Origin of the sequence: Pseudomonas sp. WS 5010 (genome assembly GCF_012985565.1) — a bacterium.
Lineage (GTDB): Bacteria > Pseudomonadota > Gammaproteobacteria > Pseudomonadales > Pseudomonadaceae > Aquipseudomonas.
In genome coordinates this window covers 500,112-526,844 of record NZ_JAAQWQ010000003.1, presented here as the reverse complement: position 1 = coordinate 526,844, position 26,733 = coordinate 500,112, and the positions used below count along the sequence as shown (strand labels likewise).

The 26,733-nt window shown below is 61.5% G+C and carries 24 protein-coding genes; 13 read left to right on the top strand and 11 right to left on the bottom strand.

The genetic code is table 11. The annotated features are described in order from the left end of the window. Positions 1-72 precede the first annotated feature (72 nt). The 4 genes from HBO11_RS11315 to HBO11_RS11300 all read right to left on the bottom strand — a co-directional run bounded on the left by HBO11_RS11315 (position 73) and on the right by HBO11_RS11300 (position 2,600). Entirely contained in the window at positions 73-357 is a 285-nt protein-coding gene (locus HBO11_RS11315) for a GIY-YIG nuclease family protein (RefSeq protein WP_346266476.1), read from the bottom strand. 36 nt (positions 358-393) lie between these two features. After that, a complete protein-coding gene (locus HBO11_RS11310) occupies positions 394-864 on the bottom strand; it encodes a nuclear transport factor 2 family protein (RefSeq protein WP_169954515.1) in 471 nt (156 codons plus the stop codon). Between the two features lie 96 nt (positions 865-960). Next, positions 961-1,596, bottom strand: coding sequence for a response regulator transcription factor (locus HBO11_RS11305; protein WP_169954516.1), 636 nt, complete (start codon positions 1,594-1,596; stop codon positions 961-963). A gap of 194 nt (positions 1,597-1,790) precedes the next feature. Then, positions 1,791-2,600 carry a response regulator gene (locus HBO11_RS11300; RefSeq protein ID WP_169954517.1) on the bottom strand — a complete coding sequence of 270 codons (810 nt, stop codon included), beginning with the start codon at positions 2,598-2,600 and terminating at the stop codon, positions 1,791-1,793. Between the two features lie 397 nt (positions 2,601-2,997). Here HBO11_RS11300 and HBO11_RS11295 point away from each other — a divergent pair, with 397 nt between their 5' ends. The 8 genes from HBO11_RS11295 to HBO11_RS11260 all read left to right on the top strand — a co-directional run bounded on the left by HBO11_RS11295 (position 2,998) and on the right by HBO11_RS11260 (position 10,805). Continuing rightward, a complete protein-coding gene (locus tag HBO11_RS11295) occupies positions 2,998-3,618 on the top strand; it encodes a DUF1120 domain-containing protein (RefSeq protein WP_169954518.1) in 621 nt (206 codons plus the stop codon). Between the two features lie 32 nt (positions 3,619-3,650). Further along, the gene (locus tag HBO11_RS11290) at positions 3,651-4,271 is read left to right on the top strand and encodes a DUF1120 domain-containing protein (RefSeq protein ID WP_169954519.1); all 621 of its coding nucleotides are present in this window, start codon (positions 3,651-3,653) and stop codon (positions 4,269-4,271) included. A 25-nt stretch (positions 4,272-4,296) separates the two neighbouring features. Continuing rightward, positions 4,297-4,917 (top strand): DUF1120 domain-containing protein, encoded by a 621-nt coding sequence (locus HBO11_RS11285; protein WP_169954520.1) that lies wholly within the window; start codon positions 4,297-4,299, stop codon positions 4,915-4,917. A gap of 90 nt (positions 4,918-5,007) precedes the next feature. Further along, the gene (locus HBO11_RS11280; protein ID WP_169954521.1) at positions 5,008-5,634 is read left to right on the top strand and encodes a DUF1120 domain-containing protein; all 627 of its coding nucleotides are present in this window, start codon (positions 5,008-5,010) and stop codon (positions 5,632-5,634) included. A gap of 33 nt (positions 5,635-5,667) precedes the next feature. Further along, a complete protein-coding gene (locus tag HBO11_RS11275) occupies positions 5,668-6,369 on the top strand; it encodes a fimbria/pilus chaperone family protein (protein WP_169954522.1) in 702 nt (233 codons plus the stop codon). 193 nt (positions 6,370-6,562) lie between these two features. Next, entirely contained in the window at positions 6,563-8,986 is a 2,424-nt protein-coding gene (locus HBO11_RS11270) for a fimbria/pilus outer membrane usher protein (RefSeq protein ID WP_169954523.1), read from the top strand. A gap of 11 nt (positions 8,987-8,997) precedes the next feature. Further along, a complete protein-coding gene (locus tag HBO11_RS11265) occupies positions 8,998-10,140 on the top strand; it encodes a DUF1120 domain-containing protein (protein ID WP_169954524.1) in 1,143 nt (380 codons plus the stop codon). A 17-nt stretch (positions 10,141-10,157) separates the two neighbouring features. After that, positions 10,158-10,805, top strand: coding sequence for a DUF1120 domain-containing protein (locus HBO11_RS11260; protein ID WP_169954525.1), 648 nt, complete (start codon positions 10,158-10,160; stop codon positions 10,803-10,805). Here the strand turns inward: HBO11_RS11260 and HBO11_RS11255 are convergent. Beyond that, complete coding sequence (locus tag HBO11_RS11255) at positions 10,802-12,082, bottom strand: CynX/NimT family MFS transporter (protein WP_169954526.1); 1,281 nt, start codon at positions 12,080-12,082, stop codon at positions 10,802-10,804. The two genes, HBO11_RS11260 and HBO11_RS11255, sit on opposite strands and share 4 nt — an antisense overlap. Continuing rightward, positions 12,072-12,731 (bottom strand): FadR/GntR family transcriptional regulator, encoded by a 660-nt coding sequence (locus HBO11_RS11250; protein ID WP_169954527.1) that lies wholly within the window; start codon positions 12,729-12,731, stop codon positions 12,072-12,074. The genes HBO11_RS11255 and HBO11_RS11250 overlap by 11 nt, the downstream gene beginning before the upstream one ends. Positions 12,732-12,890: 159 nt before the next feature. Between HBO11_RS11250 and HBO11_RS11245 the strand changes: the two genes are divergently transcribed. Together HBO11_RS11245 and HBO11_RS11240 are read left to right on the top strand one after the other, a co-directional pair. After that, the gene (locus HBO11_RS11245; protein ID WP_169954528.1) at positions 12,891-13,202 is read left to right on the top strand and encodes a type II toxin-antitoxin system MqsR family toxin; all 312 of its coding nucleotides are present in this window, start codon (positions 12,891-12,893) and stop codon (positions 13,200-13,202) included. Continuing rightward, positions 13,199-13,693, top strand: coding sequence for a type II toxin-antitoxin system MqsA family antitoxin (locus tag HBO11_RS11240; RefSeq protein WP_169954529.1), 495 nt, complete (start codon positions 13,199-13,201; stop codon positions 13,691-13,693). Before HBO11_RS11245 ends, HBO11_RS11240 begins: the two co-directional genes overlap by 4 nt. A gap of 56 nt (positions 13,694-13,749) precedes the next feature. On the opposite strand, the gene HBO11_RS11235 is transcribed toward HBO11_RS11240, so the two are convergent. The 4 genes from HBO11_RS11235 to HBO11_RS11220 all read right to left on the bottom strand — a co-directional run bounded on the left by HBO11_RS11235 (position 13,750) and on the right by HBO11_RS11220 (position 17,919). Next, positions 13,750-14,514: an amino acid ABC transporter ATP-binding protein gene (locus HBO11_RS11235; RefSeq protein WP_169954530.1), complete on the bottom strand. Its 765-nt coding sequence runs from the start codon at positions 14,512-14,514 to the stop codon at positions 13,750-13,752. 11 nt (positions 14,515-14,525) lie between these two features. Further along, positions 14,526-15,623 carry an amino acid ABC transporter permease gene (locus HBO11_RS11230; protein ID WP_169954531.1) on the bottom strand — a complete coding sequence of 366 codons (1,098 nt, stop codon included), beginning with the start codon at positions 15,621-15,623 and terminating at the stop codon, positions 14,526-14,528. Positions 15,624-15,633: 10 nt separating this feature from the next. After that, positions 15,634-16,815 carry an amino acid ABC transporter permease gene (locus HBO11_RS11225; protein ID WP_169954532.1) on the bottom strand — a complete coding sequence of 394 codons (1,182 nt, stop codon included), beginning with the start codon at positions 16,813-16,815 and terminating at the stop codon, positions 15,634-15,636. A 72-nt stretch (positions 16,816-16,887) separates the two neighbouring features. Then, the gene (locus HBO11_RS11220) at positions 16,888-17,919 is read right to left on the bottom strand and encodes an amino acid ABC transporter substrate-binding protein (RefSeq protein ID WP_169954533.1); all 1,032 of its coding nucleotides are present in this window, start codon (positions 17,917-17,919) and stop codon (positions 16,888-16,890) included. A gap of 344 nt (positions 17,920-18,263) precedes the next feature. On the opposite strand from HBO11_RS11220, the gene HBO11_RS11215 reads away from it, so the two are divergent. The 3 genes from HBO11_RS11215 (at position 18,264) to HBO11_RS11205 (ending at position 21,765) form a co-directional block, all read left to right on the top strand. Beyond that, entirely contained in the window at positions 18,264-18,938 is a 675-nt protein-coding gene (locus HBO11_RS11215) for an alpha/beta fold hydrolase (protein WP_169954534.1), read from the top strand. A gap of 78 nt (positions 18,939-19,016) precedes the next feature. Further along, positions 19,017-20,492, top strand: coding sequence for an ATP-dependent RNA helicase RhlB (gene rhlB, locus HBO11_RS11210; RefSeq protein ID WP_169954535.1), 1,476 nt, complete (start codon positions 19,017-19,019; stop codon positions 20,490-20,492). Between the two features lie 145 nt (positions 20,493-20,637). Beyond that, positions 20,638-21,765 (top strand): FAD-binding oxidoreductase, encoded by a 1,128-nt coding sequence (locus HBO11_RS11205; protein WP_169954536.1) that lies wholly within the window; start codon positions 20,638-20,640, stop codon positions 21,763-21,765. Positions 21,766-21,782: 17 nt separating this feature from the next. Here the strand turns inward: HBO11_RS11205 and HBO11_RS11200 are convergent, their stop codons facing one another. Continuing rightward, positions 21,783-26,666, bottom strand: a complete 4,884-nt coding sequence (locus HBO11_RS11200) for an RHS repeat-associated core domain-containing protein (protein ID WP_170058883.1) — start codon at positions 26,664-26,666, stop codon at positions 21,783-21,785. Positions 26,667-26,733 lie beyond the last annotated feature (67 nt).

Sequence of the window (26,733 nt, the reverse complement as noted above, 5' to 3'; positions counted from 1 at the left end):
CGCCAGATGAAGGAGCGGCCAGATTATCGTGCAAAAACCCTGCGGCCTAGCCATTGGCCTGATGGGAACTGATCAGTCAGATTGATAAGCCCGGGCCAGACACTCCTTGGCGCTTTTCTTGAGCTTTTTTATCAGGCGTTCCTGGCGCAGCGCCTCGCCCTTGCTCGCGCAGGCCTCGGTATACACCAGCGCGACCGCCGGGCTGGACAGGAAAAACCGCGCGCCCTTGCCGCTCTGATGCATCGCAAAGCGGCGCAGCGGATCGTTGCTGATCCCGCAATAGAGCGAGCCATTGGCCGCCCGCACTAGGTAGACAAACCAGGGCTTGGGCGCGATGGGTTCAGGTGGATTGTTCACAAAAGGTTCTGGCAAACGAAAAGAGCGCCAATCTTATCAACGACTGGCCTGGAACGCCTTCAACCCTTTCAACGCCTGGGCGCGCACCGCGTTGCGCACCAGCGGCGTCCAGCCCAGCAGCAGGCCCTTCGCACCCAGGGCCTGGCGCGACCAACGCCACAGGTCGAAATGGTCGTGGTGCTCGCAGATCTTGCCGTCGCGAAACACAAAACGGGCCTGGATATCGTTGACCACGGTGTTGCCGGTCTGGCTGAACAGATACGTCGCCACCCAATGGGCGCTGCCGAGGGTGTCGTCGCTGCGCACCTGGTCGAAGGTCAGGGAAAAGTCCTTGGCCCGGGTGGTGAGCATGCGCCACATGTCGCCGGCATCGCGCCCGCGCAGTTCACCGAACGCCGGGTCGCTGAACCGCACATCCTCGGTGTAGCAGGCACTCATGGCCTCGGCATCCAGGCGCTGGAAGGCGCTGTAGAACTCGCTGATCAGGGCGTTGTGGGCGTCGCTCATGGGTTGCATCCGGCAAAGGTGGGAAGTCAGTCACGGTAGTGTGCAATGGCCTGCAACGCCATCGGCATCAATCCCGGGAATGCCAGGGGTAAACCCCTAAGGCACCATGCCGCAGCTACGGGCATAGGCGAACAGATCCACGTCGGTGGAAATACACAGGCGGTTCATGGCCGTGCTTTTCTGTTTGCTAATGGTGGAGATACTGCGATTGACCCGAGCAGCGATCTGGCTGACCGTCATGCCGCTGGCGAGCATGCGCACCACTTCCCGTTCCTTGCCGGACAATTGCGGTTGTTGCGACTGATCGCCGGTGCCTGCCTCCACCAGTTGCACCCGCAGGCATTCACTGACAAAGGTCTGGCCGGCGCTCACCGTCTTGATCGCCTGGGGCAACTCCTTGGCCGAAGCACTCTTGGCGACAATGGCCTGGGCGCCATGGGCAAAAGAAGCCCGTAGGGTGGCGACGTTGGCAAACATGGTCACCAGGATCACCGGCAACTGTGGATACTGGCGGTGCAACAGGCTGAGCAAGCCGTAGCCATCGGCCTGCTGCCCGCCGGGCATGGCGAAGTCGGTCACCAGCACATCGCACGCAGTGGTTTGCAGTAACCGCAGCAGCTCATCGGGCCCGTCAGCCTCCCCCACCACTTTGCACCGACCGTTCGCCTCGATCACCACTCTCTGCCCGATACGCACAATGGGATGATCGTCAGCAATAATTACGCGAAGCATAAATCCCCACGGATGATGGCAACTGAGCCCGCAAAATACCCTCGCCGGCGGCCCTCAACAACCGTCCATACCCCAGGCTTTTGCGTGGCGATCAGTGTTTTGTAGTGATTTTTTTAAAGCCTACAAAGTAAACAGAAATTACCTACATACATAACCCGCAGTACAGATTGGCAATGACCTACAAGCCCCCCTGATCACAACGCCCCCAAGTAACGAAGGTACGCCAGCAAGTCCTCCTGGAAGGCGTCCAACTGCTGTTTGCTCAGCACTATGCCCTGGGTGTGGATGCGCTCGATCAGGCTCATCCCGCGCAGCTCCAGTTCGGCGACGCCGAGGAACGCCAGGCTGCCCACCAGGCGGTGCAGGCGCTCGGCGGTCAACGGCGCATCCAGGGCTTGGCGCGCGTGAGCCAGGGCGGCGCTGTCTTCCCGGGCTTCGCACAGCAGGCTGGTGAGCATCTGGTCCACTACGCGGGCATCGCCAAAGGTCTCGATCAGGCCGGCACGGGTCGGCCAGGGCACCGGCGCGATGGCACTCGGGGCGATGGTGGCCGGGCCGGGTAGCCATAGCGCCAGCACGCCATGCAGTTGCTCGAGGCTCAGCGGCTTGAGCAACCAGGCGTCCATGCCGGCATCACGACAGCGTTGGGGATCGTCGTGGACCAGGTTGCCGGTCAAGGCAATGATCGGTACACGCCGCTGTGCGTTGGTGTGTTCGCGCAGGCGGATCGCCCGGCTCATGGTGTAGCCGTCCATCAGTGGCATCTGGCAATCGCTGATCACCAGATCGAACGGACGTTCGGCCAGGGCAGCCAGGCCGTGTTGCCCGTCGCCAACCAAGTGATGGCCCAGCCCCAGTTTTTTCAGGAACCAGCCCATCAGCGCGCGGTAGGTGGAGTGGTCTTCCACCACCAATACGGTCAGGTGCTGCCAATGCAGTGGGGGGGCGCTCGAGGGTGTCAATTCACGGGAAAGCACTGCGCTCAACGATACGTCAGTCTCCATGTTCACCTCATTGTGACGATCCGTCCTGCAGCGCACGAGGGCGCTGACGCAACAGCCAAACCCTAATGACTGCTATCGCCGCCTGAAAATAGCCTTATGGATGGCGGCATGACGATGCAACAACTACGAAAAACCCAACTTTCCTACATATCCAGCAACCTATTCCGACACAAACAAAACTGATTTCCGCCTCCCGGTGATTGTCGTAATAGTTGTATTTCCCCCGCTCCCCCCCGTCGCTAAATTGCGCTCCACCCCAATCAGAGGGAACGGGCAGGCTGCACTGCGGCCACCCCGAAACAGATACGCCAAGCCGCCTTGCAACCCGCCCCCTCCAAGGGACAGGCACTGCCGGCTGCACGCATCAATCGCCGAACTTGCACTGGAACAACCTGAAATGAACAAGTCGCTAAACCTGGTGGGCACCGCCCTGTTGCTCGCCAGCGCTACCTCCGCCTTCGCCGCCAGCAGCGTGGACCTGGCCGTCAAAGGCCTGATCACCCCGAATGCCTGTACTCCCGCGCTTTCCGCCGGGGGCGTGGTGGACCACGGAAAAATCGCCGCCAAGGACCTGCTCCAGAACAATCCCACCTCATTGCCCCGGGTGACGCTGCAATTGACCATCGATTGCGACGCAACCATTCCCTTCGCCCTCAACCCCATCGACAACCGCAGTGGCACCTCCACCAGCGGCAGCGACTTCGGCCTGGGCCTGGTCAATGGCGACAAGCGGTTGGGCCGGTTTTACCTGACCCCGCTGAACATGCTCGCCGACGGCGTGAGTGTGCAACCTATCGCCTCCGGTGACGGTGGCCGCACCTGGTACAACGAGCGCAACTGGGAACTGCAGACCCTATGGGGCGCCGGCGCCCTAGACGACGCCACCACCCTGCTGCCGGTCAAGAGCCTGGTGATGGACCTGGAAGTCGGCGCCAGCATCGCCCGTGCCGACCAGTTCGACTTCAGTCAAGAGACGCCCATCGACGGCTCCGCGACCCTGGAAGTGCTGTACCTGTAACTAAAACCCCGTCCACACGGAAGGTTCCAATCATGCATTTTTCCACCGCTATTCCATTGGCCGTGTTGTGGCTTGCCGCCTCGCCACTGGCCCTGGCCGCCAGCAGCACCGACCTCGCCGTCAAAGGCACCATTACCCCCAGCGCCTGTGCGCCGCTGATCTCCGGCGGTGGCATGGTCGACTACGGAAAAATGGCCGCCAGGGATCTCCAGGCCGAGCAGTACACCGCACTGCCCAGCCAATCCATGCAGTTGAGCGTGCGCTGCGAGGCGCCGACGTTCTTCACCCTGACCACGGTCGACAACCGCGCCGGTTCCTCGGCCAACCACGCCAGCTGGCATGGCCTGGGCATGACGGCAGAAGGGGAAAAACTCGGCGGTGCCGCGTTCCATCTGTATGCCCCCGTGGCCGATGGTGTGGCGGTGCGCACCATCACTTCCGTGGACGGCGGCGTGACCTGGCTACCCACCAGCCTGCTCACCCACAACATGCTGACGGCCGTCGCCCTGGGCAACCAACTGGTGCCGATTGCGGTACGGGACTTCGACGCACAGATCCGCCTGTACACCCACATCGCCCCCGCCGATGGCCTGACCCTGACCGACGAAGTCCCCGTCGATGGGCACGCCACGGTCCAAGTCACCTATCTATAAACCTAATCGAAAGGAATTCGTCCCCATGAAGCCCCTGTTTACCGCCCTCGCCACCAGCCTGATGCTGCTCGGTTGCGCCACCACCTACGCCGCATCGACCGTCGACCTCACCGTCAAGGGATTGATTGTGCCCAGCGCCTGCACCCCCAACCTGTCCGGCGGCGGGGTGATCGACCACGGCAAGATTTCCGCCAAGGACTTGCGCCCCGACAACCCGACGCATATCGGCAGCCACGTCATCACCCTGGCTGTGCTGTGCGATGCGCCGATTCAGTTTGCCCTGCACTCCATCGATAACCGTGCCGGATCCTCCACCGTGGCCTCCGACTACGGCCTGGGCCTGATCAACGGCACCCAGAAGCTGGGCTGGTATCAACTGACCTTGCGCAATCCCGTGGCCGATGGCGTGGCGATGCAACCGATTGCTTCCGGGGACGGCGGCAACACCTGGTACAGCGAGAAGTTCTGGGACGCGGGCTTGTACATGGCAGTCGCCGCCCTGGACGACGCCACCCAGCCCGCCTCCGTCAAGGAAATGGTCACCGAGCTGCTGGTCGTCACCAGCATCGCCCGTACCGACAGCCTGGACCTGAGCAACGAGGTCACCCTCGACGGCTCGGCAACCCTTGAAGTGAAATACCTGTAACGCCATGGGCGCCCATGCCTGGCAACCCCTCTGCGGCATGGGCGTTGTTTTTGTATCGCCCGCATTCACCCCGACCCGTGGCGCCCACTGATGAACACGCTCCCTCGCCTCCTGACAGTATTGCTTTTGTTGACGACCACTGCGGCGACCTTAGCCGCTTCCTTTGTCGACCTTGTAGTGACCGGCCGCCTGACACCGGATGCCTGCCACGTCACGCTGTCTGACGACGGCACGGTCGATCACGGGAAGATTCCTGCCCATACATTGATCTCCAACGAGTTCACCGTGCTGCCCAGCCGATTGCTGGAGCTCAACGTGCAGTGCAACAGGCCGATGCTGTTTGCCCTGGTGGGGCTGGACAACCGCGCCGAGTCCTCACTGGCGCCCGGTTTTTTCTACGGCCTGGGCCGCAACATTCACGTCCCGGCCGAGCGCCTGGGATCGGTGGCGCTGTCTTACCGCAACCCGGTGGGTGACGCGCAACCCATGCAAACCCTGGCCTCCAGCGACAACGGTGAAACCTGGTCGCCGGAACCCAATGCCTACCCCAAATCCTATGTCGGCTTTGCCCCGCCCGGTGACCGCCAACCCGACTTTATCGGCCAGTTGAGCGCCCAGTTGCGCATCGACACGTCCATCAACTTCGCCCAGTACCTGACCCTCAATCAGGAAGTGCCGCTCGATGGCTCCATCGTGCTGGACTTGCGCTACCTCTGACCTCTTCACGCAGCCCCCATGGAAAACCCCGTCATGACGACGACATTGTTCAACACCAGGGCCTGCATCGTGGCCCTGACACTGCTGTTTGGCGCCCCTGCGCAGGCCGACGGCATGGTCCCGGATACCTCCGTGGTCATCGTCTACGAAGCCGAAGGTGAGGCCGCTGTTTCGGTCACCAACACCGACAGCCAACTGGCCCTGCTGCACGTCACCTTGCAAGACATTCCCGAAGACAGCGAACCGCTGCTGGTGGTCACGCCGCCGCTGTCGCGGGTGGAGGCGGGCAAATCGCAACTGGTGCGGTTTATCCTGCAAAGCCCGCAACCGCTGCTGACCCAACGGCTGAAGCGGGCGATCTTCGAAGGTATGCCCCAGGGCCGCCCGGCCACCGAAGCGGGGCATGCCCGTGTGGGGGTGACGGTCCGCCAGAACCTGCCGGTGATCATTCATCCAAAAGGCCTGGCGCCCAATCGCACGCCCTGGACCGGCCTCACCTGGTCGCAGCACGGCAACACCCTGCAGGTGCGCAACGACAGCCCGTATGTAGTGCGCCTGGCCCAGGAACTGCGCCTGCTGCCCGGCGATGGCAAGGCCATGCTGCCACGCACCTACGTGTTGCCGGGGGAAACCCTGAGTGTGCCGGCCACCGGCGGCCCTGCCAGCAAAGTGCGGCTGCAACCGGCCACCGTCTATGGCTTTGCCGTGGCCGCCTACGAAGCCCCTATCACCTGACGAAAAAACCAAGAGCCAGGCGTCCTGCCCCCCTGTAGGCGCCGGCTTGCCGGCGAAAAAACCGAGAGCAACGCGAGGCACCAGGCCCCCCGCGCAATCGTCGACGGCTTTCGCTGGTCAGCCGGCGCCCACAGTGGGCCTGCTCGAAGACCGTCGCCAGGGCGCACAGACGCCCATCACTCGAGTGCCTTTCGTGAAAACAGTATTGAGCTGCCGTGCCGGCAACGCCGTGCCCACACGGTTCACCTTCCCCACCCTGCTGCTGGCGGGAGTCCTATTGCCCGCCACTGGCTGGGCCCAGGAGCAGCCGGGCTTCGACGCCACCACCCTGCACCAGCGCGGTATCGACCCGCAGTTGGCCAGCCTGCTACTGGACGCCCCGCGTTTTACCGCAGGCCAGCACGCCGTGACCTTGCGGGTCAATGGCCAGCACCGCGGGCGCCTGGAAGTGCGCTTCGATGCACAGGGCCGCCTGTGCTTTGACCAGGCCTTGCTGGACGCCGCCAACCTGGTGGTACCCGATGACAGCGGCCCCTGTCACGATGTGCTCGCGCAGTATCCGCAAAGCCTGGTAGAACCCGATCCGGCCAACCTCAGCGTATCGCTGGTGGTGCCGACCGAGGCGCTGCGGCCGTTGCAACAGGACGTCTCGGGCTATCGGACCGGGGGGTTTGCCGGCCTGCTCAATTACGATCTCACCGGGTTCTACAACCGCTTCGGTGACGACGACAGCCGGTTCGGCTCGGCCAACACCGAAGTGGGTTTCAACGCCGGTGACTGGATCGTGCGCAGCCGCCAGGTACAGACCTGGCAGGATGGCCTGTCGCGCAGCACCCACCTGGAAGCCTACGCCCAGCGCACCTTTGCCAACCATCAGGCAGTGCTGCAGACGGGGCAGATCAACCTCTACAACCCGGTACTGGCCGGCGCGCAGATCACCGGGGTGCAAGTGCTCACCGAACAGGCCCTGCAGGAGCAAGGCCAGGGCGCAACCATCGAAGGCATCGCCAACAGTCCGGCCCAGGTCGAGGTGCGGCAGAACGGCGCGTTGATTCACTCCACAGTGGTGCCAGCCGGGCCGTTTTCCCTGACCGATGTGCGCCGCCTGAACTCACGCTCGGACGTCGAAGTCACGGTCAAGGAAAGCAGCGGTGGCGAACGCCGCTTTACGGTCCCCGCCGCCATGCTCGGCCTTGGGTTGCCCGCGCCGGGGTACTCGGTGGCGGCAGGCCGCGTGCGCAATATCGGCGATGCCCAGGGCGACGATCCGTGGGTGGTCAGCGCGGGCTGGACCGGCGCTGTACATCCGCAGCTGTCCCTGGGCAGTGGCGTGCTGGCGTCCAGCGAATACCGGGCGGCGGGGCTGAGCCTGGGGTGGCTGCCGTGGCTCGACAGCCAGGTGCAATTGGCCACCCAAGTGGCCGACACCCAGGCCCCGGACAAAGTGCGGGGGGTGCAGACCGACCTGTCATGGTCCCAGCGCCTGAATGAACAATGGGCGTTCAGCGTGGCCAACTCCTGGCGCACACCGGGCTACCGGGAACTGGAAGAAGCCACCTATGAACCGCAATCCACCCAGCAGCGCCGCTCCCGTTATCGCGATCAACAGAGCGCCACGGTGGGCTGGTCCCACCCGTGGCTGGGGGCGTTCAGTGCCGGGGTGTCGCGCTCCAGCAGCTTTGATGGCGACAGCAGCAGCCGCGGCCTGGCGTCCTGGGGCACCAGCGTCGGTAGCGTGTCGTTGTCGGCCAGTGCCGAGTGGCAGATGGGCGGGCACCAGCAGCAGGACAACGCGGTGTACCTGAATGTCAGCCTGCCGTTGGGTGAGAACCGTCGGGTGCGGGGCTGGGTCCGCAATTCGGGCGGCGAACATCGCACGGGGCTGGGACTGAACGAACAGATCGACGATCAACTGAGTTATCGCGTCAGCGCCGAACACGACACCCGTGACCAACAAGTGGAAACCACCCTCGGCGTCTCCGCCCTGCCCCGCTACAGCCAGCTGGACTTCAGTTACAGCCGCTCCGACGCCGAGCGTTCAAGCTACCAGGGCAGCGCCCGCGGCGGCGTGGTGGTGCACGACGGTGGCGTGACGTTTTCCCCTTATCCGGTGCGCGACACCTTTGCCGTGGTCGCGGTGGGCGACATGGGCGGGATCAAGCTGAGCACCCCCAGCGGCCCGGTATGGACCGACTGGCAAGGCCAGGCCGTCGTCCCCCAGGTGAGCGCCTATGGCCGCAGCCCGGTGGAAGTGCAGACCCGCTCGCTGCCGCGCAATGCCGATATCAACAATGGCCTGACGATGATCTCGGCCGGGCGCGGGGCGGTGGATCGGGTGGACTTCGCAGTGACGTTGACCCGCCGGGTGTTGCTCACCGCACGCACCGAACAGGGCGTGCTGTTGCCCCGCGGGGCCTCGGTCAGTACCGCCAGCGGCGAGTTCGTGACCCTGGTCCAGGACAGCGGCCAGGTGTTTCTGCCCAACGTGCTGGAGCCATCGGGATTGTGGGTCAGCGCGCCAGGTCTGGCGCGTTGCCGGCTGCAGTTCGAACTGCCGGCCAAGGGCGATCCCCAGGTGTATTTCGAAACCGCGCCCGCGCGCTGCAACCCCTTATGAGGAAGATCACCATGCCCCTTCTGCGCGCCCTGCGGCGACTGACCGCTGCAGTGCTGAGCGTCGGCCTCGCCGGCAACGCCCAGGCCAATGACGAGTGCCAGTTGAATATCAGCGAGTCGCTGCTGGACTTCGGCCAGATGAGCCGTCTTGCACAAAACGACAGTGCCCCCCAGCGTCTGCTCGGCGAACGCCGCTTGAGCCTGAACCTCAATTGCCCGCAACCGTCGGACATGAGCGTGTTCTATAGCGCCCTGGCTGCAAATGCACACCGCCTGCAATTTACCGAGCACGGCACCTATGCCTTGCATGTCAGCGATGGCGTGCTGGATGGCCAGGCCGTGGAGCTGGGGTTGTTGCCTGGCGCCGGCCAGCCACCGGCCAGCGTCGCTAGCGCATTGAGCTGGCGGCCAGGCCATGGCGTCGCACCGGTACAAGGTGCCAGCGTGGTCCAGGGCCGGCAGTTTTCCCTGCAACTGAGCCTCAGCGCCTGGGCCGATGTGGCCGCCACCCACGTACGTGAGGCAACCACCTGGGAAGTGTCCGGGACATTCGACGCACGCCAGAGCGGGCGCTACCGGGAACTGACCCTGCACGCCCACTTCGCCCCAGCCGCCTGCACCCCATTGCTGTCCAATGGCGGCCTGGTGGACTACGGCACGTTGCTGGCCAAGGACCTGAGCGCCACCCAAGAAAACCCACTGCCCACCCGCACCTTGCAGTTTTCCGTGAGCTGCGATGCGCCCGCACGCTTTGCCTTGCTGATGCATGACAACCGCTTCGGCTCGGCTACCGGCGGCACCGATGAAACCGCCTACGGCCTGGACCTGGACGCCAGCCGGAACAAGATCGGACGCTACTACCTGAACATCGACCCCGCAGACTTCAGCGCCGATAGTTTCGGCACGCTGTATCGCACCGACTCCACCAGCAATGGCCGGGCGTGGAGCAGCTCCAGTGCCCGGCAAATCCCAATCGCCGCCAACAGCCTGATGGGCTTCACCAACAGCGTCGGCAACACCCAGGGCCCGATTGCCATCCAGCACCTGGCCGGCACGGTACGCGTCAAGGCCTACCTGGCTCCGATCCAGTCCCTGGACCTGCGCAACGTGGTGCATATCAACGGCTCCGGCACCCTCGAAATCATCTACCTCTGACCTCTGGAACCTGTCTTATGAACAACTTGAGCCTGGCTGTTTCTTCCCTGCTGCTATGGGCCGCCCTCCCTGCGGCAGCAGCCTCGACCGTCGACCTGAGCGTCACGGGCCGGATCACGCCCACCGCCTGCACCCCACTGCTGTCCAGTGGCGGGCTGATCGACTACGGCAAGATTTCCCAGCAGGACCTGAACCTCGAACGCGGCACGCGCCTGCCAATCAAGCAACTGCAAGTCAGTATCGGCTGCAACGCCCCGAGTCGCTTTGCCTTGCGCATGCGCGACAATCGCGATGGCACGGCCACGGTCAACAGCGAGATTTACTACGGGCTGGGGCTGGACCACAGCGGCAATCGCATCGGCCTCTACTCCATGAGCTTCGACCCGCGCCACACCCTGGTGGACAGCACCGCAACGGTCTTTGGCACCGAGTCCACCACAGGCGGCCTGGCCTGGCGCACGGCCAACCTCAACCCCATCGATATCGGCGCCAACAGCTACTTGGGGTTCACCGACATTCAGGGCAGCACCGCCGGGCCGTCGGCGATCCAGGAGCTGGTCAGCACGGTCAAGGTCGAAGCGGTGATCAATGCCCGGCAGAACCTGGACCTGAGCCGCGACACCCCGCTCGACGGCTCGGCGACCCTGGAAGTGCTGTACCTCTAGAGTTTTTCGCTGCTGACCTGCACATACAGCGCACGCCCGGCGCCGAGCCCGGCGGCGATTGCGCCAAGGCCGATCAGCGCGAAAATCCAGCCGATGGCAGTCCAGCCGCCGGTCCAGTCGTGTACCAGGCCGACCGCGAACGGGCCGAGGGAAGCCAGGGTGTAGCCGATGCCCTGGGCCATGCTCGACAGGTTGGCGGCCACGTGGGAGTCGCGCGAGCGCAGCACGATCAGGGTCAGCGCCAGGCTGAACGTGCCACCCTGGCCCAGGCCCAGCAGGATCGCCCAGCCCCACAAACCGTCCAGCGGTGCGTACAGGCACCCGAACAAACCGCCGAGGGTCAGCAGCATGACCACCACGATTGCCAGGCGCTGGTCCTTGCCACGGGTGGCCAACCAGGGTGCCGCCAGGGAACTGGCCAACTGCACGATGATCGAGCCGGACAGGGCCAACCCGGCTTCGGTGGCACTCAGGCCACGGCCGATGAGGATCGACGGCAACCAGCCGAACACGATGTAGGCCAGGGAGGATTGCAGGCCCATATACAAGGTCACCTGCCAGGCCAGCGGATCACGCAACAGCCCCTTGACCCGATAAGCCACCTGGTGCGCACCGTGTTTGTGCCCCACTTGCGGCAACCAGAACAGCGCCGCCACCAGTGCCGGCAGCATCCAGAAGCCCAGGCCGATGTTCCAGCTGTCGGCGAAATAGTGGCTCAACGGCACGCTGGCACCGGCCGCCAACGCCGCGCCCAGGCACAGGGCCATGGTGTAGACACCGGTCATGGCCCCGGCCTGCCTGGCAAAGTCACGCTTGACGATACCCGGCAACAACACCCCGATGATGCCGATACTGGCCCCGGCCAGCAGGCTGCCGGCGAACAGCCCGACCTCACCGAACGAGCTGCGCAGAATGATCCCGGCGGCCAGGGTCAATAAAATCCCCAGCACCACCCGCTCGGCGCCAAAACGGCGGGCCAGGATCGGCGCCATGGGCGCAAACAGGCCCAGGCACAGTACCGGCAAGGTAGTCAGCAGCCCGGCCTGGGCCGCCGACAGCCCCAGGCTGCTGGACACTTCGCTGAGCAACGGCGCCATGCTCGACAGCGCCGGACGCAGGTTCAACGCCACCAGGATCAGGCCCAGCAACAACAGCCACGGGCGATGCACCTGCACCGGGCTGTGCTGGACCACCGCATCATCGGCTTCGGCGTCGATCAGCAATTCTTCAAGGGCGTTGTCTGCACGGGGCATGGCGTTCTCGGGTTCAAGGTTCATTGATCAACTGCCGGGACAGCGCCTTGGCACGCTCCGGGTCCTGCTGTTCCACGGCCTCGAGCAGTTCGACATGCAGGTCGAATACCGCCTGGCGGCGCGGCTTGATATTCAGGGTTTGGCGCAACTGGGCGCCGACAATGCTCGAAAAGTACTGGTACAGCTCACTCAGGGCCGGGTTGTGGGCCGCATCCACCAGGCGCTTGTGGAACACCAGGTCGCACTGGATGTAGTGCTCCAGGTCACCGTGGTAGTGCTCGCCACTGGCCTGCAGCGCCTGGCGCAGCTGTAGCAAATCCTCCGGCGTACGGCGCAAGGCCGCCAGGCCAATGGCCTCGACTTCGAGAATCTGCCGCGTCTCCTGGGCCTGGACCAGGGTGCAATGGGACATGGCATTCATCACCCCCAGCGGGTCGGTCATCGAGCGTAGGTAGCTGCCGTCCCCTTGGCGGATCTCGATCAACCCGGAAAACGCCAGCACGCGCATCGCCTCGCGCACCGTATTGCGGCTGATGCCCAGCTCGGCAGACAGCTCCGGCTCGGTGGGCAGGCGTTCACCAATGGCCCACTTGCCCTGGGTGATGCGCTGGCGCAGTTGATCGAGGGCCAGATCGACCAGGGAGCGTTTGATAAGCGGGGCGATTTTTGGCATGGGCCTGGTGCTTTCGTCCAATCATAGGATGAATTTTCGTACAGCCTATTCGGAGTTGCCTACGGAAGCAACGCACTAGGGTTTTCAGGCGGGCAAAAGAACCGAATTTTCGATTAGTAAAATTACCCTCTGAGGGTAATTATTGAACGCAGGTGTCTTATGGAAAAGTACACACCTCATTACGATTTGGCGGTGATAAAGGCGGATGTCAGGCGGCTTGGGAGGAACGCATTTACCAAGACAGCGCAGCAATGTGCCTGGAACCTGCGCTTGAGCATCGAGGAAATGCAGGAAGTGATCTATGCGTTGGAAAACTGGATGTTGTACAAGTCGATGACCACTTATGGAGACCATCGAGTCTGGCAGGACGTGTACCACACTCACTCAAAAGACCGGGAGATTTACATCAAGGTCACTTACCGCACAGACGGAAGGCCTCCGGTAATCTCCTTCAAGGAGAAAAATCCATGAAAAAAACCGAGCTGTGCTACATCTGTGGCGCCCCTGATGCCTTGAGCTATTTCGAGGGCCGCAGCGAAACCATCAGTGTCCACGGCATGGAGCGTCGGGTCGACAATCTTTCAGGCTGGGAATGCAAAGCCTGCGGCGACGGCTTTTGGGACCCCGAGACCGATAGTGCCGATCGCTATGGAGAAGCAGGTGACGAGTTGGTTCTGGCAGCTCGGAAAATGATCGGCACCGAGATGAAACGCATCCGTCGAAAACTTCACCTTACACAAAAGGAAGCGGTGCAATGGTTGTCCGGGGGCGGCCACAACGCGTTCTCTCGATATGAGCGCGGTGAGCTTATGGCGCCCAAACCCTTGGTGCTGTTGATGCGGTTGTTGGACCGTCACCCGCACTTGCTGGCGGAGGCAAAAGTCCTCGCCGAAGGTGCTGATTTGCGCGCAGCCTTCACGTATGCCGTAAACAACGACGCTGAAGCACTCAAAGCTTCCTAGCTCGCAAAAACAAACCCGGCGCCAGGCCGGGTTTGCTTTTGAACATCACATCGCAATCAATGCAAAATCTGACTCAAGAACAACTGGGTCCGCTCATTCTGCGGGTTGTCGAAGAAGTCATTGGGCGCCGCCTGTTCCACGATCTCGCCTTTGTCCATAAAGATCACGCGGTTGGCCACGGTGCGCGCAAAGCCCATTTCGTGGGTTACGCACAACATGGTCATGCCGTCCTCAGCCAAGCCGATCATGGTGTCCAGCACCTCCTTGACCATCTCCGGGTCGAGGGCCGAGGTTGGCTCGTCGAACAGCATGATTTTCGGCTTCATGCACAAGGCACGGGCAATGGCCACGCGCTGTTGCTGGCCGCCGGACAATTGCCCCGGAAACTTGTGGGCCTGCTCCGGGATGCGCACGCGCTCCAGGTAGTGCATGGCAATTTCCTCAGCCTTGCGCTTGGGCATCTTGCGCACCCACATCGGCGCCAGCGTGCAGTTCTGCAGGATGGTCAGGTGCGGGAACAGGTTGAAGTGCTGGAACACCATGCCCACTTCGCGGCGCACGCTTTCGATCTGCTTGAGGTCGTTGGTCAGCTCCACGCCATCGACCACGATGCGCCCCTGCTGGTGTTCTTCCAGGCGGTTGAGGCAGCGGATGGTGGTGGATTTGCCCGAGCCCGACGGGCCGCACAGCACGATACGCTCGCCCTGCTTGACGTTGAGGTTGATGTCTTTCAACACATGGAACTGGCCGTACCACTTGTTGACGCCCTGCATCTGGATAATGCCTTCAGGGCTCACAGGCTGTTTGATTGCTTCGCTCATCAAAAGAACTCCTAACGCTTGTGGCCAGTGTCGAGCTTGTGTTCCAAATGAATGGAATAGCGCGACATACCAAAACAGAAAATCCAGAACACCAGGGCCGCGAACACATAGCCCTCAGTGGCCATGCCCAGCCATTTCGGGTCGGAGGCGGCTTGCTTGACGCTGTTGAGCAGGTCGAACAGACCGATGATGATCACCAGGCTCGTGTCCTTGAACAGCGCGATAAAAGTGTTGACGATGCCGGGGATCACCAGCTTCAACGCTTGCGGCAGGATCACCAGGCCCATGCTGCGCCAGTAGCCCAGGCCCATCGCGGCGGCGGCTTCGTATTGCCCCTTGGGAATCGCCTGTAGGCCACCGCGCACCACTTCCGCCACGTAGGCCGACTGGAACAGGATTACGCCGATCAACGCCCGCAGCAGCTTGTCGAAGTTCATGCCTTCTGGCAGGAACAGCGGCAGCATCACAGACGCCATGAACAGCACCGTGATCAACGGCACGCCGCGCCAGAACTCGATAAAGGTCACACAAATCACGCGAATCGCCGGCATCTTGGAGCGCCGCCCCAACGCCAGCACGATGCCCAGCGGCAAGGCGCCAGCGATACCGACGGTGGCGATCACCAGGGTCAGCATCAGCCCGCCCCATTGGCTGGTCGCGACGTTGGCCAGGCCAAGGATTCCGCCGTGCAGCAGGTAGAAGGCGATGATCGGGTACACCACCAGAAAGCCCAGGCCGTAGATCGCCTTGGGTTTAAAACGCGAGATGAACAACGGCGCCACGCCGACTATGGCCAACCACACGGTCAGGTCCACGCGCCAGCGCAGGTCGCCGGGGTAATAGCCGTACATGAATTGCCCGAAGCGCTGCTGGACAAACACCCAGCAGGCGCCCTCCTTGGTGCAATCGGCCTGGGTAGTGCCGACCCAGTTCGCGTCGAGGATCGCCCACTGCACAATCGGCGGCACCACCAAGTAGACCAGGTAGATCGCCAGCAACGTCAGCAGGGTGTTGAACCCACTGGAGAACAGGTTGGCGCGCATCCATGCCATCGGCCCGAACACTTTGTTCGGTGGAGGCATGTCAGGTTTGAAAGTATGGGAAGTCATGCTGGTTTCCTCACCGCTCGATCAGCGCAATGCGCTTGTTGTACCAGTTCATCAGCAGGGAAATGCTGATGCTGATCGCCAGGTACACGCTCATGGTGATGGCAATGACCTCGATGGCCTGGCCGGTCTGGTTGAGCACCGTGCCGGCAAACAGCGACACCATCTCCGGGTAGCCGATGCCGGCGGCCAGGGATGAGTTTTTCGCCAGGTTCAGGTATTGGCTGGTCAAAGGCGGAATGATCACCCGCAGGGCTTGCGGGATAATGACCTTGCGCAGCGTCGGCCCCGGGCGCAGGCCCAGGGAGCGCGCAGCTTCGGTCTGGCCGTGGCTCACCGACTCAATGCCCGAGCGCACGATTTCGGCGATAAACGCGGCGGTGTAGACGGTCAGTGCCAAGGTCAGCGCCAGCAGCTCGGGGATCAATACCCAGCCGCCGACAAAGTTGAAACCCGAAAGCCTGGGTATTTCCCAGTGCAGCGGCACACCGAAGATCAAGGTGCACAACGTCGGAATCACGATGAACAGCGCCAGGCCCGCCCAGAATTTATGGAACGGTACGCCGGTGGCTTCAAAGCGCTTGTTGGCCCAACGCGCCATCAGCACGACTGCCACGATGGCCACCACCACACTGGCCACAAACGGCCAAAAACCGTCGGCCGCCAGCGCCGCCGGCATATTCAGGCCCCGGGCGCTCATAAAGAAGGTGTCGCCCAGGTTATGGCTGTTGCGCGGCAACGGCATGGTCAGGAACACCGCGAAATACCAGAACAGGATCTGCAACAACGGCGGAATGTTGCGGAACACTTCCACATACACGGTCGCCAGTTTGTTGATCATCCAGTTCGGTGACAGCCGCGCCACCCCAATGACGAAACCGAGCAGCGTCGCCAGGACCACACCGATCACGGTCACCAGCAAGGTGTTGAGCAGGCCGATCACAAAGACCCGGGCATAACTGTCCGATTCGGTGTAGTCGATCAAATGCTGAGCGATGCCAAACCCGGCACTGCGCTCCAGGAAGTCGAAACCGGAGGTAATGCCCCGGTGCTGAAGATTGGTTTGCGTGTTGTTAAACAGGTACCAGCCCAACGAGACCACCGCCACGATGGTGATGATCTGGAACAGCCACCCACGCACTTTTGGATCACTGAAGCTGAGCTTCTGTTTTGGTGCGCCGATTTGAGTTTGCATTAAGTGCCCCAGGAATAATGGAACAGAACATCACCCGGCGGTTGGCCCACCGGGTGATAGAACCATCAGCTATCAGCGCACTGGTGGTGCGTATTGAATGCCACCGTTGTTCCACAGCGCGTTCAGGCCACGGTCGATTTCCAGTGGGGTGCTCTTGCCCAGGTTGCGCTCGAACACTTCGCCGTAGTTGCCGACCTGCTTGACGATCTGTACCACCCAGTCCTTCTTCACTTTCAGGTCTTTGCCGTATTCGCCGTCAGCCCCCAGCAGACGCGCAACGTCCGGGTTCTTGGTGGACTTGGCTTGGTCCTCGACGTTTTTCGAGGTGACGCCGGCTTCTTCAGCATTGAGCATGGCGTAGCCTACCCAACGCACGATGGCCAGCCACTCGTCGTCGCCGTTGCGCACGACCGGGCCCAGGGGCTCCTTGGAAATGGTTTCCGGCAATACCACGTAGTCTTTCGGCGCGGCCAGCTTGCTGCGCTGGGCGAACAGTTGCGACTTGTCGGAGGTCAGCACGTCGCAGCGCCCGGACTCCAGGGACTTGGCGCTTTCGTCGGAGGTATCGAAGGTGATCGGGGTGTACTTGAGGTTATTGCCACGGAAGTAGTCGGAAACGTTCAGCTCAGTGGTAGTACCGGCCTGGATGCAGATGGTTGCACCGTCCAGTTCCTTGGCACTTTTTACCCCCAGCTTGCTGTTGACCAAAAAGCCGATGCCGTCGTAGTAGGTGATGAACCCTGGGAATTTCAGGCCCATGCCCGCATCACGGGAGCTGGTCATGGTGGTGTTGCGCGAGAGGATGTCGACTTCGCCAGACTGCAGCGCGGTGAAACGCTCCTTGGCATTCAACTGGCTGAACTTGACCTTGGTCGCGTCACCGAACACGGCAGCGGCCACGGCGCGGCAGTAGTCAGCGTCGATCCCGAGGATCTTGCCGCTGGCATCCGGCACCGAGAACCCCGGTAAACCATCACTGACGCCACATTGCACAAAACCTTTCTTCTGTACCGCATCCAGGGTGGCACCGGCCTGGGCCAGGCCACTGATGCCCAGGACGGTCGCCGCGGTCACGATGGCCAGGGTAGACTTCAATACCTTCATTCAAACCTCCAATTGCTCTTGTTGTGTCGGAGCTCCAACCTCTGCGCACCCTTATGAGGCGATATCGACCCGTGTTGGCTTTTTTTTGGGTCAAGCGACAGAGACTTTCGCTGTAATTGCAGCGGCTATCCCAGAGGCGGCAGTCACTGATAGTGTTACCGTCCTCAGATAGTTCTGACATCGACCTACACATAGCAAGCGGCGTACCAGAGTGTCTGCTGAGCCGTTTCAGCCCAGGATCCATCGCAAAACAGTCAACCATGCGACATCTTGTTAACTGAGCCACCGTCCACGCACCGCCCCGACGCCCCCCATCGGCGCGCACGCACATTTTTGGAGCAAACATGACCGAACCCTTGATTCTTCAGCCCGCCAAGCCCGCAGACGCCTGCGTAATCTGGTTGCATGGCCTGGGTGCCGATCGCTACGACTTCCTGCCAGTGGCCGAAGCGTTGCAGGAAACCTTGCTGTCCACGCGCTTTGTATTGCCCCAGGCGCCGACCCGTGCTGTGACCATCAATGGTGGCTACGAGATGCCAAGCTGGTACGACATATTGGCCATGAGTCCGGCACGGGCCATCAGCCGCGAACAGCTGGATGAGTCGGCAGACATGGTCATCGATTTGATCGAACAACAAAAAGCCAGCGGGATAGACGCCTCGCGAATTTTCCTTGCCGGCTTTTCCCAGGGTGGCGCCGTGGTCCTGCACGCCGCGTTTGTGAAATGGCAGGGTGCCTTGGGTGGCGTGCTTGCCCTCTCCACTTATGCGCCGACTTTCAGCGATGAGCTGGAACTGTCCGCCAGCCAGCAGCGAATTCCAGCCCTGTGCCTGCATGGCCAGTACGATGAAGTGGTGCAGAACGCCATGGGCCGCAGCGCCTACGAGCATTTAAAGCTGCGTGGTGTCACCGTGACATGGCAGGAATACCCAATGGGTCACGAGGTGTTACCCGAAGAAATCCGCGACATCGGCACCTGGTTGTCCGGCCGCCTGGGCTCAAAGCCCGCCATTATGTAGCCGCATGACCAACGCACTACGCCGCGCCCGATTCTTGCATTACACTGGCCGGCGTACATTCCTTAACCAATTGATGAGATGACCGTGCTCAAAGCACTCAAGAAGATGTTCGGTAAAAGCGAGGCTGAACCACTCGCCCCTGTTCCCAGCGCCCCTGTCCAAACGTCCGGCAGCCGCAATGATGGTAAACAGCCTGGCCGAACCGCGCCTGTTGCCTCGCCAAAACCGCCGCCCGCCACGCCTGCTGTCCCGGCCCCTGTCGCCGCCCAGCCCGCAGAAGAACCGCCGCGCGCAGAAAAACCGCGCCGCGAACGCGCGCCAAAACCTGTGGTAAAGCCGTGGAAGCTGGAAGACTTCGTGGTCGAGCCCCAAGAGGGCAAGACTCGCTTTCATGACTTCAAGCTGGCTCCGGAACTGATGCACGCCATCCAGGACCTGGGGTTTCCGTATTGCACACCGATCCAGGCCCAGGTCCTGGGCTTTACCCTGGCCGGCAAAGACGCCATCGGCCGCGCCCAGACCGGCACCGGCAAGACCGCTGCGTTCCTGATCTCGATCATTACCCAGTTGCTGCAGACCCCACCGCCCAAAGAGCGCTACATGGGTGAGCCACGGGCGCTGATCATCGCCCCGACCCGCGAACTGGTGGTGCAGATCGCCAAGGACGCCGCCGACCTGACCAAGTACACCGGCCTCAACGTCATGACGTTCGTCGGTGGCATGGACTTCGACAAACAGCTCAAGCACCTGGAAGCGCGGCACTGCGACATCCTGGTCGCCACTCCGGGCCGTTTGCTGGACTTCAACCAGCGCGGCGACGTGCACCTGGACATGGTCGAAGTGATGGTGCTGGACGAAGCCGACCGGATGCTCGACATGGGTTTTATCCCACAAGTGCGTCAGATCATTCGCCAGACCCCACCGAAAAACGAGCGCCAGACCCTGCTGTTCTCCGCGACCTTCACCGAAGACGTGATGAACCTTGCCAAGCAATGGACCACCGACCCGTCCATCGTCGAGATCGAGGCACTGAACGTTGCCAGCGAGAACGTCGAGCAGCATATCTATGCCGTGGCCGGTGCCGACAAATACAAGCTGCTCTACAACCTGGTCAACGACAACGGCTGGGAGCGGGTCATGGTGTTTGCCAACCGCAAGGACGAAGTCCGGCGCATCGAAGAACGCCTGGTACGCGATGGCGTCAACGCCGCGCAGTTGTCGGGCGATGTGCCGCAGCACAAGCGCATCAAGACCCTGGAAGGCTTTCGCGAGGGCAAGATCCGCGTGCTGGTGGCCACCGATGTGGCGGGCCGCGGGATTCATATCGATGGCATCAGCCACGTGATCAACTTCACCCTGCCGGAAGTGCCGGACGACTACGTACACCGCATCGGCCGTACCGGCCGGGCGGGCGCTGCGGGTGTATCGATCAGCTTTGCCGGGGAAGACGATTCGTATCAATTGCCGTCGATTGAAACCCTGCTGGGCCGCAAGATCAGCTGCGAGACGCCGCCGACGCACTTGCTGCGCCCCGTAGAGCGTAAACGCCCTTAAGCTGGAATGCGGTAAACCATGTGGGAGCGGGCTTGCTCGCGAATGCAGTGGATCAGTCAATATATCCAGAGACTGACACCCCGCATTCGCGAGCAAGCCCGCTCCCACATTGGCTTTCAGCGCTTTTATATTCAAGGAGGAACCCATGAACCAGGCCGACTACCTCATCATCGGCGGCGGCATCGCCGGTGCCAGCGCCGGTTACTGGCTGTCCCGACACGCCCGCGTCATCGTGCTGGAGCGTGAGTCCATGCCGGGCTATCACGCAACCGGCCGCTCCGCCGCCCTGTACATCGCGGCCTACGGCACGCCGCAAGTGCGCGCCCTGACCCTGGGCAGCCGCGACTTTTTCGATCATCCGCCCGCAGGTTTCAGCGAACACCCCTTGCTCACGCCCCGTGGCGAACTGCTGGTGGACCTGGTGGGCGATCCTGACGAGTTGCAGCGCCAATACCTGAGCGCCAAGGCCCTGGTGCCCGAGACGCGGCTGCTGAGTGCCGAGCAGGCGCTGCGCATGCTGCCGATCCTGCGCGCGGAAAAAGTCCACGGCGCGATCTACGACCCGACGGTCTGCGATATCGACACCGATGCGCTGTACCAGGGCTACTTGCGTGGCATTCGGCGCAATGGCGGGCAAATCCACACCGACAACGAGGTGCAGAAACTGGCCCGTGACGATCAAGGCCAGTGGCAAGTGCGCACCGCGCAACAGCGCTTCAGTGCCCCAGTGATCATCAACGCCGCCGGGGCCTGGGCCGACCAAGTCGCGGAACTGGCCGGCGCCGAAAAAATCGGCCTGCAACCCAAGCGCCGCAGTGCCTTTATCTTCGCCCCGCCGGCAGACGTGAATATCCATGCCTGGCCGGAGCTGGCCGCCCTCGACGGCTCGTTCTACATGAAGCCCGACGCCGGCATGTTCCTCGGCTCCCCGGCCAATGCCGACCCGGTCGAGCCCCACGACGTGCAGCCCGAAGAACTGGACATCGCCACGGGGATTTATCACATCGAACAGGCCACCACCCTGAGCATCCGCCGCCCCACGCGCACCTGGGCCGGGCTGCGCAGTTTTGTCAGCGATGGCGACCTGGTGTGTGGCTTTGATCCGCAGGTAGAGGGCTTGTTCTGGGTCGCGGCCCAGGGTGGCTACGGCATCCAGACCTCACCGGCGATGGGCCAGGCCAGCGCGGCGCTGGTGCGTGGGCTGGCGTTACCCGAAGCGTTGGTGGGTGCGGGGTTGACCGAGGCGATGTTGTCGCCCCGGCGTCTGGGTTAATGCGGCGTTTGCCAAGACTACCCTCGATACAATTCCCCCAGGATGGGCTGGCGAATGCGCGAGGCTTCCTCTCTGAATGACTGGTAGAAGCCGGCGCTGCTGCCGGGCATATCGACCACTCGACGGGCAGTGGGTTGTGACTGGGATTGGGCTGGAGCAGGGCCGCCGCCTTCCGGTCGAGGTGTGGCCGGTGAGCCGACTCTCGCTTGAATCGAGCGCCCCAGATTGGTAAATCTCAATACAGCCCGTGTAGCCCCAAAAAGCTGGCTGTATGGGGTGATGCCCCATTTATCGGTGAATTTGTAGGATAAGCCCAACATGCGTTTGCCCCCCGCGATTAACCCCAAGGCGGCGGGGCTTTCCAGCAGTTTTCCGGTTCCGGCCGCCTTTGAGGCCGCAGAGGTGTAGGTCATGTGCCACGAGGTATAAGCCCCCCCAATACCCACTACCAACGAGGCAATTGAAAACCCGAGGGAGGCCCACCCCAGCCTACGGATGATGTGCGAACGGTCCCACCCCATGGCTTTATCGACCTCGGCAGTAGCCAGCCCCGCGACACTCAACGTCCCGCCGACAACACCGAGCCCCGCTCCGACGGTGATCGCTGCCTTGGAGGCGATAACCCACCCTGTGGCGGCAGCGGCGGCAGCGGCGGCAGCGGCAATCGTAGCGCCAGCCGCAGTCGCAGTGGCTGCCGCGCCCGCAAAAACCCCCGCAACGACCGGCGCCCCCACAGCGGTCATCGCCACTGTTGCCGCAGCTAACCCCGCAGCAACTGACGTTGCCGAAGCTGCAGCAGCTGATACCGTGGCCGCAAGACCGACAGCCCCAAACCCAAGCGTTACCACCGACAACGCCAGTGCTACCCCGGTCAATACCCACTTCACCCAGCCAGGCCACATCCCACTAGGATCGCGCATGTTGATCGGGTTGCCGGCACAGTAGGCATAGCAATTGATCCCCCCCTCATCAAATGGGCCCAACAGATCAGGCTGCAAGAACATCCTCAGGCTAGGACTGTAGGCCCGCAGACCATTACCGAGGAAATACAGGTTGGTCGGCACATCCAGACGCTCGCCATTGAACGCCGGCAGTTGCAGGTCGGCCATGCTGCGGACCTTGCCATCATCCAGGGGGATATATGCATCACCATAGGGCGTGTAGTGCCGGCGGACATGGGGCTGACCGGGAGTTGACAGGCCGCGCACACTACCGCTGGCATCGTTCATATGCAGTTGTGGGCCGTCCACGCCACCACTGCGCGCCATCACCTCATCCCCACCGTCAGCGAAACGGATCTTTTTACTGCCTTCAACCAGCAGATCCAGACGCCTACCGGCGTATGCCAGCATCACGGGCGGTTCAGCGCCCCGGGATGCATGTACCTGGCGCGCCTCGGCATCGTACTTATAGCTGTAGTTGAGGGAGCCGGCCTTCACCGCCGTGAGTTGTTCAAAGCCATTGTACGTATAGGCGTGGCCCTCCGGGCTCGCCTGCAAATTGCCCGCTGCATCATATGCCAGGGTGACATCCTGCACCGGGCGGGTATGGGTCAGGCGGGTCAACTGCGTGGGGTCGGTACCGGTAAAATAACGTTGGCAGGTGTCTTGTGTGCCATCGGCAAATGCAGTGACGACCCGCGTGATGTTATTGAGGCTGTCGAAGGTGTAATCCTCCCCGACAATGCCCCGGCCCAGGTGATCCTTGGGATGTTCAGGCCCCTCACAGCGATAGGTCTTGAGCCGCAGGTAGGCGTCGTAGGTGAAGGTCTCGCCAATGACCACCTGTGAACTCGCATTGCGAAGAAACCGAGTCGCCAACATACCGTTGACGTAATACGTACTGGCCAACACCTGGAACAATGCACCGTTTTGCTCAAAGCGGCGCTCAGCTTCCCGACCCAGCGAGTCGTAGGTCACGCGTGTGAGAATCTTCGTGCTTTCATAGGTGGTGGTCAGGTTCTGCGGCCGGCCCAGGGTATCGTAAGTCTGTTCGATCACCAGGGGGCCGGTGGTCATCTTGGAAAATCGCCCGAGGGTATCGTATGCAAGCGCACTGCGCTGGCCATCGGCTGAGGTCTGATGCAGCAGGCGCCCTGCGGGGGAGTAGCCATACTGGGAAGTCAGCGACGTACCGCTGGCGGTTTGAATGTCCTTCTCGGGATGGCCGATGGCATCCTGGAAAAGCTCATGGATCAGGCCATTGGCCTCCGAACGCGTCAATGCTCCGCCCACCGGATCATACCGGTAGGTGCTCACCGGCAGTCCTGTCATCTCAATCCGAGTCGGCACATCGAGTTGCTTGTCATAGGTCATGACCTGGCGCCCACCCCGGGGGGAAACCATGGCAATAGGTTCAAACCAACCGGCCTCGTACTCCCAGGTCGTAGCCTGTCCCGTCCCACGCACCTGGCTGGTCATCCGGCCCAGGCTGTCGTAAGTACGGGCCCCCAACCGCTTGCCGTCGACGGTGATGGCACTGGCCAACTCACTGCTGGTTCCTGGGACGTAGTCAGTTTTACTCAGCCGCTGCGGGGTACCGTCGACCGGTTTCTGCAGGGTCGTCACCAGCCGGTCAAACCCGTCGTAAGTCAACTCAGTGAGGGTTTTATTGATATCCAATACCGTCAGGCATCGCCCCAGGCCATCGTAGGTGTACGACTCCACTTCAACTTTATTGTTGCTGGCATCCAGGCGCTCGACCTTGATCGGCTGGTTGTAGGCATTGAAATAGGTGATACGGCGTTCCCCGCCCACAACGCCCTCTTCCGTGAGATTGAGCAGCGGGTCGTACTCATTGATCACTACGCGGCCATCGGCGTGGGTGACACGGCTCGCGTTGCCCCAGCGGTTGTAGGTGTGGGTGCTTTTCAACAAGCGTTGCCCTTCGGTCACGTAATCCATATCGACCACTTCGACGGTTTGCCCGAGCGCGTCATAACGCCAGGTACAAGTGGGTCGCTCCTGATTCGAGCCGATCACCTGTGCTTCGGCCACCTGGCGACCAGCACCATCATAGTAAGTAATGGCCTTGATCCCTTGCGCATCCGTGGTGATCAAATGGGCACGCGTCACCCCCTGCGCAAAATGGTAGGCGTATTGCCGCGTGGCTTTTTGCGGTGTGCCGGGAGCAACCGTTTCCACCGTCAACCGGCCACTGACGTCGTAAGCCAGATCCAGAGTGCTTTCGCCGTCTCGCGTCATCGACAACAGGCGTCGATTGACCAGCGAAAGCGTGCGCTTGGCCTCGAGCCATTGCCCCTCGCGCCCCTTCAGCCGCCGGGTTTCGAGCACATTATCGCCTTGAATCACGTAACTGAACTCACTGGTCAGCGCCTGCCCGCCGACCGTACTGGTGGCGCTCTTCAACCGGCCAGCCAGCTCGACAGGGGTTTGGTAATAAGTCTGCTGCATGGCCAGCACACCAGCCTGGTTGATGGATTGCTGCAGCACAAAATAGCTACTGCCCGTCTGCGGGACACGTGTATGGGTATATTCCGTGAGCCGCGCGGCAGGCGCGCCTCCTACGGGCACGAATCGCTCTTCTTTGAGGTAGCGCTGGAACAAACCGTGGGGGTCGGCAGGGCACTTGCCGCTTTCTCCCGCAATCGGGTAATAGCTGTATTCGGTACGGATACCGGAAGGCTCAGTGCGACTGAGTTCGTTGCCGTAGTCGTCAGTTTCTATCTGCTGGATCTCTTCCCTCGGGGTACCACCAGCCACTAGCTCATAGCGTTTGGTGATGGTTTTGGCAAGGTGGAGATTGGCTGGCTGGGCGGGAAACAGGCCGGGGACCGTGTTGTACGTGATGTTCATTTGGGTCCGCGTCCCCTCACGCGTAACCCGTTCTTCGGTCAACAGGTGAAACTTGTTATAGGTGGTGCGGCTGACGCTCAGCACCGCATTATTAGCACTGCGGCTGGTCTCTTCGGTCCAGTAGTCATAAGCGCTGCCTACCAAGTACAGGTTGTCTTCGCCTTCGCGAAAACCGCCGGAGAACGGGTAACCGGTAAAATTCTTGCCCTGACTGTAGGCATAGGTCCGGATCATGTCCGGCTGACTGGCCCCTGGTGTCTGCACCCAACGGACGACCCGTGGAATGTATTGGTTGTTGGCATATTGGTGCCCGTTCTCCTCATAACTAATCAGTTCCTCCCCACCCATCGGCGAATAAACTCGCTTAAGAGGGACCAGGCCGTTGCGAAACTCCGGCCAGTATTCAAACGCATAAGCCGCAGCGCCGGGCGGTTCATTACGATCATAGGGGGCCGTCACTCTCGTCAAAAGATTATTGATCTGTGTAAATTGAATGCGGGCATAACGCCCTCCTTCGACCCGAGCATCTACGTACGACAAACGCCCGGTGGAGTAGGTCAGAATAAGTAGATCTTCTTGCTTATGGTTGAGGATCCGCTCCAAAAAACCTGTAGTGCCGTACCGGAAAGTCAAGCGCTCGCCATTCTCGAACAATATAGCGTCTATCCGGTACGGCACAGTACTGCTTGTGCGACGTAAAACTTCTACAGATCCATCTTTGTAAATTACATGCAGCGTATTGGTATCCGGCCGTTTGACGACTAGATCTTTTAACTTGTAATCCTTGAATATCATCGTGCCGCCTACCGAAGGCAGACCACTGGTTTGATATCTTCCGCCATTGAGCAAGGTAAAATTCAGGCTGACCAAATCAAATGAAGTATTACTGAGCTGCCATCCGATACCGTAAGGGCTATTAATTGAATTAAGCATAGAAAACGACAGCATAATATCCCGACTCACCTCTTGTGGGCCTTCAGGATACAAAGTGGCCAAGCGAATTTGTCCACCATACTGCCCCGTGCGCGGATCAACTGAACCGTTGAGATACGAACTGAAATTAAAAGCATTAGAATAGACATTCATTTTTAACTCCTTAACTGTACAGACAACCAGCAAAATAGTTAAATCCAAACGAACACTACATACCCGA